The organism is Alteromonas sp. MB-3u-76 (assembly GCF_002831605.1).
GTDB classification, from domain to species: Bacteria; Pseudomonadota; Gammaproteobacteria; order Enterobacterales; family Alteromonadaceae; genus Alteromonas; species Alteromonas hispanica.
Map to the genome: position 1 here is coordinate 670,222 of NZ_CP025115.1, position 13,539 is coordinate 683,760.

A 13,539-nucleotide genomic window follows, 5' to 3' on the forward strand; every position below is an offset into this window, starting at 1 on the left:
TAACATCACATTGTAAGTAAACTCACATTTCAGAGGAAATTCATGAGAATGCGCTCGTTGTTAAGTATGACAATTGCTGGGCTTTTAAGTGCCCCAGTGTTAGCAACTACAGTAACCGGAAAGGTAACGGATGTTTCTGGTAAACCCGTTGAAGGAGCGGAGGTGAAGATTGAAGGCACACGTTATGTTGCATTCACCGATGAAAACGGCGTTTATCGGTTTAATGACGTACAAAAACCTCATATTCATTTGCATGTTTATTCCAGTAATTATATTCACGGCGACAACGATCTTGGCGATGTTTCTAGCGATCAGAAAGTCGACTTTGTGTTGCAGCCTGCATCGGTTGAAAACATTGTGGTAACTGCTACAGCGCTGCAGTCTTCAGTTTTAGAATCAGTAACACCAGTAACGGTAATTAGTGCAGATAAGCTTCGTAAAATTGAAGCGCCAACGTTAGGTGAAACCTTAAAAAACACTCCGGGAGTTCACAGTACGTATTTTGGACCGGTATCAAGTAGCCCTATTATTCGTGGTAACGATGGTCCTCGCGTAAAAATTGTGCAAAACGGCTTAGACGTATCGGATGTATCTCGTGTTAGTCCAGACCATAACGTAGCAACTACGATGGCAAGTGCAACACAAGTAGAAGTACTTCGCGGTCCGGCTACGCTCCAATACGGTAGTGGTGCCATTGGTGGGGTGGTGAACGTTGTTGATAAACGTATTCCACAATATCAAGTTGATGGTGTGGAAGGTGAAGCTGAAATGAGTTACAGCACCGTTAACGAGGGTAAATACACTCGAGGTGATATTACCGGCGGGCAAGGCAACTTTGTATGGCATCTAGACGGCTTTCTTCGCGATACCGACAATGCAGACATTCCTGGCTTTGCATCGGTAGAGCCTGATGAAGATGAAGAACGTGGCGAACTAGAAAGCAGTGCCATGGAAACCACGAATATAGTTGCAGGTTTGTCATACGTTGCTGACGAAGGCTATTTTGGTTTCGCTGTTGAACAACTAGATAACGAGTATGGCGTGCCTGGGCCTAGCCACGGCCAAGGCGATGAACATGACGAAGGTGCTCATGACGAAGAGCACGACGAAGAGCACATGGCCGAAGAAGGTGTGTTGCTTGATGTTGATATGACCCGTTATCAAGCAGCAGGTGAGTGGTACTCACCTGTTGAGGGTATCTCAAATTTAAAATTTGCTGCAGCGTATACCGATTATGAACATGCTGAAATTGAAGATGGCGAACAGGGTACCGTGTTCACCAATGAGTCCACTGATATTCGTCTGTCGGCCTATCACGAAGAAGTAGCAGGATGGCATGGTGTATTCGGCATGCAATATACCAAAAGTGATTACAACGCCGTGGGTGAAGAGGCATTTACGCCGGCAAATGTGACTGACAGCTTTTCACTCTACCTGATAGAGCAGAAAAAAGTGGGTAATGTTACTTTTGAAATAGGCGGACGTCTTGAGTCGACCACCATTGATGTGGCCAATAGTGAGGTAGAGTTGGAAGTACTTCATGAAGAGCACGACGAAGAACACGAAGCCCATGGGGTAGCATTTTCATTCCCCGAGTATGACTTTTCCGCAGTGTCACTATCTGCAGGGGCTAATTGGGAATATACCGATGGCCAATCGGTGGCGGTAACCTTATCTCGCAGTGAGCGAGCGCCAAGTCAACAAGAGCTGTTCTCCGCGGGTCAGCATTTAGCTACAGAGAGCTATGAGGTAGGTTTGGTGTTTGATATGGACGAAGAGGGCCATATTGATGAGAACTTAAGGGGTGCTTCTGAAGAAGTTAGTACTAACCTTGATGTGACATTCCGCAAGTTTATTGGTGATTGGGGCTACAGTGTTTCATTGTTTTACAACCAGGCCGACAATTACATTTTTCAAACCAACACGGGTTTAATTGCACTTGCAGGCCACGAGTCGCACAGCGACGAAGGATTGCCTGTTTATTACTTCCAGCAAGCCGATGCGGATATTTGGGGTGTAGAAGCGCAAGCGTACTTCGATTTAAATGACGAATTTCGTGTAACGGTATTTACCGACTACATTCGTGCAGAAATTGAAGACGATAATCTACCGCGTACACCTCCTATGAGAATTGGTGGAGAGTTAAGCTACGTGAGCGGCGGCTTAAGTGCCGATGCCGGTTTTACATGGGTAGACGACCAAAACGATACAGCATCTTTTGAAACATCAACGGAAGGCTACACATTGCTTAACGCGAGCGTTCAATATGAGTTTGCAGGTGATGGCGTAGATTGGGTTGTGTTTGCAAGAGGCGACAACTTAACTGACGAAGAAGCACGTGTTCATACATCCTTCCTTAAGGATCAGGCACCACTTCCGGGTAGAAACCTAACCTTCGGCGTAAGGGCTGTTTTCTAAATAGCGTATTAACCGACAGCAGAAAAACAAGGCGATACCAGCGATGGTTATCGCCTTTTTTCTTTAATGTGGCGTAATCTGCAAAGCTCTTAAAAGTAATGCTCTTGAAAGTAATGCTTTTCACTGCTGAACTTCTAACCGCTACTGGCTTATTAATGGGTTTTAATCAATTTGGCGCAGTAAATACCGCTGTGAAATTGTAAACTACTTCTATGGTCCAAGCTTTGTTTTATAGGAGATAGCTTGAATTACCCGAATGCGCCGTCAGTCAGTGACATTGTTGAATATTTGAATAAACTTGATGAGTCACACATTGTGCTTGGATACGGAAGTTTACTAAGCCGAGATAGCAGAGAGCGTTATTCACAGATAAATACTTTGGGTATTCCAGTAATGGTAAGCGGTTTTGAGCGCGCGTGGGTAACTAGAAGTATTCAAGAGCAGCAAACCTATGTGGGTGCGATAAAAAACAGCAGTAAAAAGCTCAATGCCCAACTAATACCCACCCAATTAAACCCAGCATTACAAGAAAGAGAAAAAGACTATCGCTTTACCCAAGTGTCAGCAGACCAAATTACATTTGACCTAGCTACACACTCGCAAAGTAACCTAAAAACAGGCGCCCAGCTTGACGAATTGTATGAGGTGCTTAGTGCCTATCATTTATGGGTATGCGAAACACTTGAGTGCAGCCCAGCTACCGAGGCGTTTCCAGTAAGCCAAACCTATATTGATACTTGTCTAGCTGGCTGCATTGAACACGCGGGTGAAAAAGCGGCGCGAGATTTTATTGTTCACACCTCAATGTGGGATCACCCTAGAATTAATGACAGAGCATTGCCAAAATATCCAAGAGCTGCCAAGGTTAGCGCTGATATGCATGAAAAAATAGACGCAGTGCTAGCCGCAACGCTTAGTCAGTAGTTGTAGTTCGTAAAGTAAATAGTCCCAATACGCTTTTTAATGTAGTAAGTTCTGAGCGTAGTAAGTTATGAGTGCAGTAAGTTTGATAAAGCGAAGTGTGAACAGCGTGAAAGCTAGCTAAATGGCGTTCCAACAATATGAATATTAATTTTCATGGCTTGCGTGTACGGTTGCGGCCTTTGAGTTATCAAGATCAAGAATGGGTGTTGGCGCTACAACAAGATCCCCAGTGGGTGAAGTTTATTGGCAGTCGCGGCGTGAATACCCAGGAAGATGCCTGTGACTACATTGCCCGCACCAACGCGCAGCGCGAAGAGTGGGGATATGGGCTATTAGCCATTGAGGATATAGAGACTGATTTGCCACTGGGAGTATGCGGGCTGTTTAATCGCTTCGCTTTTACGTGCCCAGATTTGGGGTTTGCATTACTGCCCGAGGCACGCGGGCGAGGTATTTGCCAAGAAGCTTGCGAGCTGGTTATACAGTGGGCAAGGAACCAAGGTTACAGCTTTCTCACGGGAATGACCCATCCAGATAACACTCGCTCTCAAGCACTGCTGACTAAATTAGGGTATGAAAAACAGGGATGGTATTTCGACAAGTCATACCCCGTTCAAGCGCTCTATTGGCTGTCGCTTTAACGCAAATGCGCTCTCATGGCATCAAATTAAACATTTTCACATCGCCTTCAGCATAAATTTCACACGCATTATCAACGTTATGTCTGTAGCGATACTTTTCACATCGACTAAGTGCGAGCTGGTTCGCTTCATTTTGAGACGGTTTATTCACCACATAAGAGTATGCGTAGGTACCATTGGCACCTAAGGCCAGCGCAAACGCTTTCTTGTATTTGAAATCAAAATATTTATTAAAGACTTGGTTAATCTTAGCGACTCTGTTTTCATCAGAGTTTTCTTGTTCTGTTGCTATACCGAGTATCTCATCTTTAAACGGAGTGGTATTTAGGAACTGTGCAGCGTCTTTGCTACTTTTGCGCTTAAAACTATTGTATAAATTGCGGTGGAACGCTACTTCTTCGTCTTTGTCTAAATTGATGCTAGTTAAATTAGCCAGTACAAAATTTGGCTTTAGATAACTTAAACTTTGCAAGTAGTCAATTTTATAGCGATTAGCATCAATATTACTTTGCGATGATATCCATACTAATGCATCAGAGGCTCGGTCTTCTGGCCATGCCCGCATGATATCTTTAAGTATTTCCACTTTATTTGCCGCTTCCGCTAAAAAATAATCAGCAGCGATTTCCGGTGAATTACGCATCCAACTGTAAAAAACAGTTCTACTTAATTCTTTGCGTTCTGCGTTATCTTCAATTTGATTTAAGCGTTCAAGCACATCAGTGGGTGATGTTTTTGCCCAATTAATCATTACCGAATGCAGTATCGACATATCATCCAAGCGTCTAAGTTCATTAAATAGATTTAGATATTCTTCACTTGTTTCCAACTCATAGCCCATCAAATTAAAACTATTCTCAAGGTCGGCCCCCATTTCTTTAAATTGTGCGAGGGTGTCAATTAATAGCGTTAAGTCTTCTTTCGCCAGCACATTGAGCAAAGCGGAGTGAGCGTTTAAATCGATGTCTTCAGGTGCAAGATTAAGTATTTGATTTAAATATTCAAATCCGAGATCAGGTCTTTTTTCAGCAACTTGTGCCTTTATCAATGGTAAGTACATTGGAAAGTCTGGCATGGGGTTGTAACGTTGTGCAAATGCTAGTGCTTGGCCGGGGTCTTTCTCAATTATTTGCGTAGTAATCATACTAATTAGCTGACTTCGTTGTGACTCACTGCTGTTTTCGAATAACGGGGCTAACGTTAACAGCTCTTCGATAGTTAGCTTTTCTAAGAATGCAATTAGTCTAACAATTGATGTTGCTTTTCTTGGGCTTTCTTCTATCTTTGCTAACAACTCGCCCACCTCTACTACAATATCTTCCATTGACCTAGGGGAACTTTGGGATGACTTTGACGGCGAGTTGTCTGCGATATTGTTGTCGACATAACTTGTCATCGCTTTATTAGATGACGACTTTTGGTTGTTTGACGTGCTATTTACATTAACGCCCTCATTTGTGTTTGGCGTTACTTCTTGCCCTGTACTACTCCCGATACCACGCCCAATGGTGAAAGCTATCGCGGATGTGACAACAATTATAACTATCCAGTAACCTGCTTTCATGAGACCTCTCTAAAATATTTAATACATTGGAGAGGCATATTGAATAGACATCATTGAATAGACAGCCCTCCCTAGCTAGCATTTCATGTCAGTTCGCATAGATAATTACTCGCTCAGCAATTATCTATGTGGACTAATGGAGTTAAGCTTAACAGGTGATGCTTAAAGACGAAACACGTAATTAAACGGTGCTGACATAGCGCTGCTGTATACCAGAGCGTAAATTTGCTAGCTGGGTTCTTTTCGCTATTAAAGCTCAATGCCTGCTAGGTTCATCGTTTTTCCAGGGGCCCCTTTCAATAACGTTTCTTTAAATTCATTGGGTACGGGTTTCTTTTCAAATGTCAGTGAATCGACCATCACATAGACAATTTCAGCCGATGCGACAGCGTGTTTAGTTTGCCAATTCAGCATGTTAATTTGCATCGTAAAAGACGTATTGCCAACCTTGCTAACATGCACCGATAAGCACAAAATATCGTCGAATCTTGCTGAGTTTTGCCATGATATATTGAGATTGACGACCTGATTATCTAAGCCTTGGTTTGTTAATGCTTGATACCCACCTATTAACGCTCGCATAAATTCAGTGGCGGCTAAATCTGCGTAGTCAGCGTATCTCGCATTAAATACAACGTTTTGAGGGTCGCATTCGGCGTATCGAACTCTTAGCAGTAATTCAAATGCATTAGGTTTAACGTTAGTCATTCATGTTTATCCTTTTCATTCGGCACAGTGTGTCTACGCCCTTCATTTTCTTCAGCTTGCCCATCAAGACGCCACTGGTCACCTATAACAGGGTCTTCCGATTTAGGTTCTACTTCCCAAGAATATGCCTTAACGGTCGGTTTTGGATCGAACGAATGCCATAAACAGGCACAAAGAACACCAGCCAAAGCACCGAATAAATGGTATTCGAACGAAATCTCCTCTTGGCGAGGAAATATGCTCATCGTCATTCCACCGTACATGAAAAAAGCAACCATCATAAGCACGACTGAACGTTTATCTCGGCGGAATATACTCACCACGAATAAATAAAAAAACACACCATGAGTTAAACCGCTAGCGCCAATATGATAGCTTTCGCGCCCAAAAAAGCATACACCAATACCAGATAGTAACCACACTGTTGTTAACACACGCCAACGTGTTTTCGGATAACCGTAGATGAGAAATGAGCCAAGTACTAACATAGGCAGCGTATTGTTGAAAATGTGCTCTAATGAGCCGTGAATGAGAGGCGCTGTTATGACTCCAATCAAGCCATGCAGGGCTAAAGGATAAACCCCAAGCCAACTCAGGTCGACGTTAAAGTTGAGTTCAAAAGCTTTAAAGCACCAAATGAAACCAACGGCAAATGCGGTGATTAATATGCTGTTTTTGAGTGACGTAGTATTCATTAATCAGATTTATGGGCAATTAATAGAATAACAACTTTCCTGTAGGCTAAATGGCAGCAATGAGCACTTGTTAGAAAAAACTAGCCGATTACCTTTAACATTTCATAAACAAAAGTTAAAAATTATTGTCTCAAAATCAGCGGTTTAGCGCTTAAAGCGAAAGGTCGTGATCGCGTATAATTAAGGCTATGTTCGGATTAACTGTTGTTGAATCGAAAAGAGCCTGTTTTCGTTAAGGTTTTCTGGATTATCCATAAACCTGAACCAACCCAGGTAGTGTTCCAAGTATTTTGTGGCTACTCCGTTAAACCGTTTTATCCACGCTTTCAGACGGCTGTGATAGGCGTTAACATTTTGAATGTGAAAGACTTTATCTATCACCTTAATTCCTCCTGCCACATCTAAGCGCTTGTGTATTAAATCATTTTTCTCAGAAAGAGCTATGTAGGGCTTATAGCCATCACTACACAACACACTGTCTTTCTCTAATTTTCCTGCTAGCTCCTGATGCAAAGCTTCCGATGTAACACTTGGCACAACGGCTTCATACGTACTCTTAGCTCGGTCTCTGACCGTTAAAACTGGCACCCAATCATCCTTTGAACGCCCTCGTTTTTTCGCTTTCACCCCTCTTTTACGGGGCTGACGAGTCATCCGTTTTGAGCCTTTCTCTGAGTAGGGAAAAAGTGTTTCGTCTGCCTCGATAATGCCTTCTAATTTGCTCGCTTTCAGTGCTGATGGTAGCGCCAAGAATCGGTGCCGCCACCTGAACGATGTTTCAAGGTGGAGGCCACATTCTTCGGCACATTTACGCAATGGCTTACTGTCCAGCATACAGCGAATATATTCTAACCAAAGCTCTTTGTACCTCAGTCGAGCTAGCGGTGTCGCCGTTGTCGCTACAAAGGTTTTGCCGCAGTTCTTGCAGCGATAACGCTGCATCTTGTTTACCTTGCCGTGCCGATTGATCAGTGAGCTATGGCAGTGCGGACATTCAGGGTTTTCAACCATCCGCTCCTCAAGCTCTGTTATCAACTGTGAGACGCTATCAGTGCCTTTCAGCAGCTTCTCAACATAACGGGTTTGACTATCTGTTAAGTGTTCTAACTCGGCTATAAGCTTTGTAAATTGTGCTGGGATCATGATCAACCCTCAATAACTGTATTCATATACAGTATAGCAACAATTTAGCAGAACATAGCCATAATTAAAGCCTAATTCGTGAGGGCTAAGACATGACTAAACAGAAAAACGATACGAGTAAAGAAACGGCAAAAGTTGTTGCGACAATGATGGTACCCATGGTCACGCTAGGCTTGGTGTGTCTATCAATTGGCGTGTATCTAATGAATACCGTTTTTACGGGAATTTGACGGGAATTTGATAACTAACGCTTCACACGCCACCAGCCTTGGGAAGTTGCATAACCAAGGCGGTGGTGTAGGTATTTTTAAGATTACCGCAAACCAGCATTATTCGCGGTTAAAATAATGCGGTTAGAGCAGTGCGTTTAATGCAAAAAAAGTGCGCCTAAAGCGGCGGTAGCACGGTCACTTTTTTGATAACAATGGGCTCAATAGGCACGTTGTTGGCGTTTAAGCGAATTGAGTACTCTGTTTCCACTTCAGACATAGCATCGACGATATCCGAACCTTCTACAATTAAGCCAAAAACCGCATAGCCCCAATCTCTTCCCGGGTTTAGGCTTTCATTGTCATTAACGTTAAAAAAGAACTGCCTATTCGCTGTATGCGGTCCATTTTGACGAGCCATGGCGATGGTATGTAAATCGTTAGTAAGGCCATTACCCGATTCATTGAAGATATCAGGAAAATTCGACTTGCCGTTAAAGTCAGTGGTATATCCTCCCCCCTGCACAACAAACCCAGGAACAATGCGATGAAAGATGGTGTCGTTATACGCCCGTTTGTCTACGTAGCGTAAAAAGTTATTCACGGTAATGGGAGCTCTTCTTCTATCTAACTCCACCACAATATCACCCATGGTAGTTTCTATTTTCACCCGCGGGTAATAGTTGTCTGGCTGTATTTGTGAGCCATCGTCTTTTTTAGCTGTGGCAATGGGGCTAGTACCAAGAAAAACACAGGCTAAAAGAAGGCTGGAGAAGATTTTTTTCACAGTCTCTCGCATAAGAAATCCTTAAAGTAAAATTATTGCTTTGCGGTGCTAAAAATAACGAATTTTTTGTCGCTGGCAAGTATATCAACGCCGCCGAAGAGTTTTTTGAGTTTTATGTGATAATCGAGGTGACGGTTCCCGACCACAACTAAGTGTCCGCCTCTTACCAGTAAATCTCGAGAATCAATAAACATTTGCCATGCAATATGGTCGGTGATCACATTTTGCTGATGAAAAGGCGGATTGCATAAAATCTTTGTAATGGCTGGTGTGTTGGGTTCGGTAAGCAGACTTTCCAAACAGTTGGTAGCAATAAAGGTGCATTGGTCTATTTTGTCTGGATGATTATTCAGCACATTTTGACGGGCACTTTCTAGTGCCATGTAAGACTCGTCGGTAAAAATCACCTTACAGTCTGGCGCTAAGGTTAATGCGTTTATGCCCAAAACACCGTTTCCACAGCCTAAATCAACCACAGTATCGTTACTACTTACGGTCATGTGCTTCATCATAATTCGAGCACCAATATCTAACGACTGGCGAGAAAAAACGTTGGCTTCATTGTCCAAAGTCATTTTAGCGCCGGTAGTGCCTTTACATTCCCATCTAGTGGGGTAGGGGGAGGGGTACTGAGGAATATCCAAATCGGGGCGACAAAATACCAAGCGCGATTTCTTTTTAGCTAGCGACGTGCTGGTGGGGCCAATATATGTTTCAAACAAAGCCAGTACCGATTTGGTGATAGCCTTGGCTTTGCCGCCGGCAATAATTTGTGTGTCGGCAGAAATATAGCGCTTTAAGTCAATTAATTGCTGCTCAAGCAAGGCTAGCGCGCGCGGCACTTTGATCATTACGATAGAGGGCGAAACGGCGGGAGAGAAGGTTAAGCTATCTACACTGGTGATAAAATTAACGTCTTTAGTTTGCTCTGAACTAAGCGCATTTCTCATTAAGTTTTCTTGTAAAGAGCGACGAGAAATATAAGAGTCTGATACCCAGGTTGGATTAAGATGTTCAAACCAGCAGCCAAGTGCGCCAAAGTCATCGTTAAAAATCATTAGCCCAGTATTATCTGAATCTGGTGAAATAACATTGTCGTTCAGCAATGATTCTACGTGATCGATAAGTAACTCATCGGCGCTATCCCATGCCTGCAAACTGACATGCTGGTGTTTCTCAGGGTAACGAATTAGCGACAAATTGCGATCTGCAAAGATAAATTCTGTATTCATTCAAAAAGCTCTGATAACAAAAGCAGCGATGATCCAGTAATGTATACCGTGCTTTTGAATTAGTAATGGCTAAAGAATACCATTTCGTGAACCAAAAGAGCATGATCAGATTACGTCAATCTGCGTAAATACAGACATCGCGAATGTAATTCACTCATGCATTTATGCCTTCATAAGAAGGCCAACTTGCCTTAAACGGAAGTCAAATAGATTTATGCCACCAAGCAATACCACAGGCGGTGATAGGCAGTTTTCGCTATTCGAGCAATTAGACAACGCTGAAAGGCCAAAAAAAGCGATGCGTTTGCCTCTGCCTGAAGCCGATGTAATCTACTATCCGGCGTTTTTAAACCCAGATACTGCAGACGCTTTCTTTAAGGCACTGCAGAACGAATTGCCGTGGCAGCAAGATTCTCTGCGTATGTTTGGCAAGACTATTCCCATACCACGGTTGCAAAGCTGGCATGGTGATCCGGAGTGCACATATACTTATTCTGGGCTTACTATGCCGCCAAATCCCTGGACATCTACACTCACTGATGTTCGAAACCGCTGCAACCATGTGTGTAAAACGCGTTTTAATAGCGTGCTTGCCAACTGGTACCGCCATGGTCAAGACAGTATGAGTCTGCACGCTGACGACGAGCCAGAGCTAGGGCCTAACCCAATCATTGCGTCTATTACTTTGGGCGAAGCCAGACCTTTCATCTTTAAACATAGAGAAACGAAAGTACGCCACACGCATGTTTTAGAGCACGGTAGCTTACTAGTTATGGCAGGAGCGACGCAGAGTCATTATTTACACGGTATCGCGAAGACGGTAAAACCAATAGATGGTAGAATTAACCTTACGTTTAGGCGGTTAATCGTCTCCAATTCAATGTAATTTTTTTCACAGGGTTTGTCAGTTATGCAGGTAAAAGCCTTTTTAGAGTTGACTATCACCGAAGCGATATCACCAAGCTATTTAGAGGTGGTAGACGAAAGCTTCATGCACAATGTTCCTGAAGGAGCACAAAGTCATTTTAAGGTAACAGTAGTAAGCGATACTTTTGAAGGAAAACGTCTAATTGCTCGGCACAGAGAAATAAATGCATTGGCTGCAGAAGCGCTGGAAGGGCCGGTACATGCTCTAGCATTGCATACTTACACGCAAGAAGAATGGATAAAGCGAGGTGGCGAAGCGCTATCATCTCCAAATTGTTTAGGCGGCAGTAAATTAGATAATTAAATTAGATAAGAAAATGCCGACACATGTGAGACCGGCTGTATTAGTGCCAGTTCTTCTCGGTGTCAGTCTTTTTCGGTGAAAGGACCTTTTGCAGTCATCCTTTTCAAAATAAATGGAAGTAAGCAATGAAACAAAACAGTGAAGTTGGTCATTATATCGATATGCTAAAAACACCGTCTGTGCAGGTTATTTTGTTAGGCACCTGTTTTGTGTTGGTGATGCTTTTCGTGCATCTCGGTGTGAGTCAGTCGATGGATGAGGCGTTATACGCTAGCTTACAGCTGAATACTGACGCGCCTAAATGGGTCGCTGATGTGCTAAGAGATATCACTGCACTTGGAAGTAATACGGTGTTGTTATTTGTTGCTGTCGTGGTAGTGGTTGGTTTAGCAATGCATAAGCAGCGAAATAAAGCCTATACGTTTGCGCTGGCTGTATTACTAGGTTTGTGTATAGCGTTTGCCTTAAAAGCAGGTATAGATAGACCACGCCCGCCACTGAGTCAGCACAACGTAGATGTTTACACTCAAAGCTTTCCCTCGGCTCATGCTACGCTATCTACGCTAGTTTACTTTTATCTTGCCTACTTATTGTGTCACTTTTCTTCCCATCGCAAGGTAAATGCCTTTACCTATTTTGCTGCCGCATTTTTAGTTTTTGCTATTGGGCTATCAAGGGTCATGCTAGGCGTTCACTGGCCTAGTGATGTGTTAGGTGGCTGGTTCGCGGGTGGCAGCGTGGTTGCTATTTGCCTGTATATTATTAAATGGAAGCAAAAGCTTCACATCAGTAAAATAGAACCCGTGCAGCCAAAAGAACAGTAATTGAGTCATTGAAATGATGAAGTGCACATTACAATTATGAGCAGTTCGATAAATATGAGCAGTTCGCAATATTACCAAAGGGTTTGTCATCTTATTGAGGGCGATGCGTTTCGTATGGAATGCTTGCAGGCGCTTGAGCAGCTGGCTTTGCCGCAGGGGTATATTGGAGCAGGATTTCTGCGAAACGCCATATGGGATGATTTACATGGCAAAAAAACTTCTACACCCCTGAACGATGTTGATGTTATTTATTTCGATGCTCACGTTTTAAACACAAGCTTTGTTTCAAACATAAGCCACACTTTGAACCCAAGCGATTCTGTAAACAGAGAACGCGAACAAGATTTAGCCTTCCAAGAGCAACTTAATGCCTTGTTGCCCGGTGTAAATTGGCAAGTTAAGAATCAAGCTCGTATGCACGTTTTGCATGATCATGCCCCGTATAAAGACTGTGAGGATGCCATCTCCTATTGGATAGAGAGAGAAACCTGCGTTGCAATAGCGCTATCGACCGTAAACCAATTCGATATTTTGGCGCCTTTTGGTCTTGCACATAACTTTAAGGGGCAGATTAGTATTAACCCTAAACTTCCTCGGTACGAGATTTTCAATAAACGGGTAACAGACAAAAAGTGGTGTGACATTTGGCCACAGCTTAAAGTGGTCGCGCCACAGGCTTAGTTTCTTACCACCCGCAAAAACCAGCCTACAAACAGTGAAATAAGTAAACCGAAAAAGGCGATAAGTACGGTAATGGTTAATAGCTGTCCTGAGAAGTCGGCGCTTTCCCCCGTTTGTTCACTTACTAACATTCCAGAGGCTTGAAAGATAAAAAGGGCGGCTACAGAGAAAAGCAAAATAACACCGGTAGAAACCATTGTTGCTTTCCAGTACGCCTTTGGAGAAACCCAATGTATCGCTCCTGCGACTAAAACACATAAAATAGTAAGGATATAGGGAACCACATTAACTCCTAGTTGTTTGTAGAAATAAGTGCTGAGAATTCAAATGTTATTGACGCGTCTGTGCCAATCAGTGCGCCTATTACACGATGCCATGTTCGCGATGTTTTGTCAGCAAGTTAGGCAAATAGTTCACTACGCTGGCTAAGGTATAAGCAATTGACTAGAAGAGAAAGCTCGAAAGAGGGAGCAGTACGGTTA

At 43.2% G+C, this 13,539-nt stretch carries 15 protein-coding genes; 8 read left to right on the plus strand and 7 right to left on the minus strand.

Annotated elements, in window-relative coordinates; genetic code table 11:
• The first annotated feature begins 42 nt into the window (after nt 1–42).
• The 3 genes from CW735_RS02950 (at nt 43) to CW735_RS02960 (ending at nt 3,983) form a co-directional block, all read left to right on the plus strand.
• Nucleotides 43–2,418, plus strand: a complete 2,376-nt coding sequence (locus CW735_RS02950) for a TonB-dependent receptor (protein WP_100970896.1) — start codon at nt 43–45, stop codon at nt 2,416–2,418.
• A 243-nt stretch (nt 2,419–2,661) separates the two neighbouring features.
• Nucleotides 2,662–3,342, plus strand: a complete 681-nt coding sequence (locus tag CW735_RS02955) for a gamma-glutamylcyclotransferase (protein WP_100970897.1) — start codon at nt 2,662–2,664, stop codon at nt 3,340–3,342.
• A 137-nt stretch (nt 3,343–3,479) separates the two neighbouring features.
• Nucleotides 3,480–3,983, plus strand: a complete 504-nt coding sequence (locus CW735_RS02960) for a GNAT family N-acetyltransferase (RefSeq protein WP_071978621.1) — start codon at nt 3,480–3,482, stop codon at nt 3,981–3,983.
• A 13-nt stretch (nt 3,984–3,996) separates the two neighbouring features.
• Here CW735_RS02960 and CW735_RS02965 read toward each other — a convergent pair whose 3' ends face one another.
• The 4 genes from CW735_RS02965 to CW735_RS02980 form a co-directional block, all read right to left on the minus strand.
• Nucleotides 3,997–5,547: a hypothetical protein gene (locus CW735_RS02965; protein WP_071978622.1), complete on the minus strand. Its 1,551-nt coding sequence runs from the start codon at nt 5,545–5,547 to the stop codon at nt 3,997–3,999.
• Between the two features lie 249 nt (nt 5,548–5,796).
• Nucleotides 5,797–6,255, minus strand: coding sequence for an acyl-CoA thioesterase (locus CW735_RS02970; RefSeq protein WP_100970898.1), 459 nt, complete (start codon nt 6,253–6,255; stop codon nt 5,797–5,799).
• Nucleotides 6,252–6,950, minus strand: coding sequence for a rhomboid family intramembrane serine protease (locus CW735_RS02975; protein WP_100970899.1), 699 nt, complete (start codon nt 6,948–6,950; stop codon nt 6,252–6,254). The genes CW735_RS02970 and CW735_RS02975 overlap by 4 nt, the downstream gene beginning before the upstream one ends.
• Before the next feature lie 186 nt (nt 6,951–7,136).
• A complete protein-coding gene (locus tag CW735_RS02980) occupies nt 7,137–8,093 on the minus strand; it encodes an IS1595 family transposase (RefSeq protein ID WP_157812624.1) in 957 nt (318 codons plus the stop codon).
• 92 nt (nt 8,094–8,185) lie between these two features.
• Between CW735_RS02980 and CW735_RS19485 the strand changes: the two genes are divergently transcribed.
• On the plus strand, nt 8,186–8,323 hold the full coding sequence (locus tag CW735_RS19485) for a hypothetical protein (RefSeq protein ID WP_156844025.1): 138 nt from the start codon (nt 8,186–8,188) through the stop codon (nt 8,321–8,323).
• Nucleotides 8,324–8,480: 157 nt separating this feature from the next.
• Here the strand turns inward: CW735_RS19485 and CW735_RS02985 are convergent, their stop codons facing one another.
• Complete coding sequence (locus CW735_RS02985; RefSeq protein ID WP_071978625.1) at nt 8,481–9,101, minus strand: peptidylprolyl isomerase; 621 nt, start codon at nt 9,099–9,101, stop codon at nt 8,481–8,483.
• A 20-nt stretch (nt 9,102–9,121) separates the two neighbouring features.
• Nucleotides 9,122–10,321 (minus strand): methyltransferase, encoded by a 1,200-nt coding sequence (locus tag CW735_RS02990; protein WP_071978626.1) that lies wholly within the window; start codon nt 10,319–10,321, stop codon nt 9,122–9,124.
• Nucleotides 10,322–10,535: 214 nt separating this feature from the next.
• On the opposite strand from CW735_RS02990, the gene CW735_RS02995 reads away from it, so the two are divergent.
• The 4 genes from CW735_RS02995 to CW735_RS03010 all read left to right on the plus strand — a co-directional run bounded on the left by CW735_RS02995 (nt 10,536) and on the right by CW735_RS03010 (nt 13,057).
• Nucleotides 10,536–11,207, plus strand: coding sequence for an alpha-ketoglutarate-dependent dioxygenase AlkB family protein (locus CW735_RS02995; RefSeq protein WP_071978627.1), 672 nt, complete (start codon nt 10,536–10,538; stop codon nt 11,205–11,207).
• Nucleotides 11,208–11,231: 24 nt separating this feature from the next.
• Nucleotides 11,232–11,552 (plus strand): BolA family protein, encoded by a 321-nt coding sequence (locus CW735_RS03000; RefSeq protein ID WP_071978628.1) that lies wholly within the window; start codon nt 11,232–11,234, stop codon nt 11,550–11,552.
• Between the two features lie 125 nt (nt 11,553–11,677).
• Nucleotides 11,678–12,376, plus strand: coding sequence for a phosphatase PAP2 family protein (locus CW735_RS03005; RefSeq protein ID WP_071978629.1), 699 nt, complete (start codon nt 11,678–11,680; stop codon nt 12,374–12,376).
• A 54-nt stretch (nt 12,377–12,430) separates the two neighbouring features.
• The gene (locus tag CW735_RS03010; RefSeq protein ID WP_198033591.1) at nt 12,431–13,057 is read left to right on the plus strand and encodes a nucleotidyltransferase family protein; all 627 of its coding nucleotides are present in this window, start codon (nt 12,431–12,433) and stop codon (nt 13,055–13,057) included.
• On the opposite strand, the gene CW735_RS03015 is transcribed toward CW735_RS03010, so the two are convergent.
• A complete protein-coding gene (locus tag CW735_RS03015) occupies nt 13,054–13,341 on the minus strand; it encodes a hypothetical protein (protein ID WP_071978630.1) in 288 nt (95 codons plus the stop codon). The two genes, CW735_RS03010 and CW735_RS03015, sit on opposite strands and share 4 nt — an antisense overlap.
• Between the last annotated feature and the right edge of the window lie 198 nt (nt 13,342–13,539).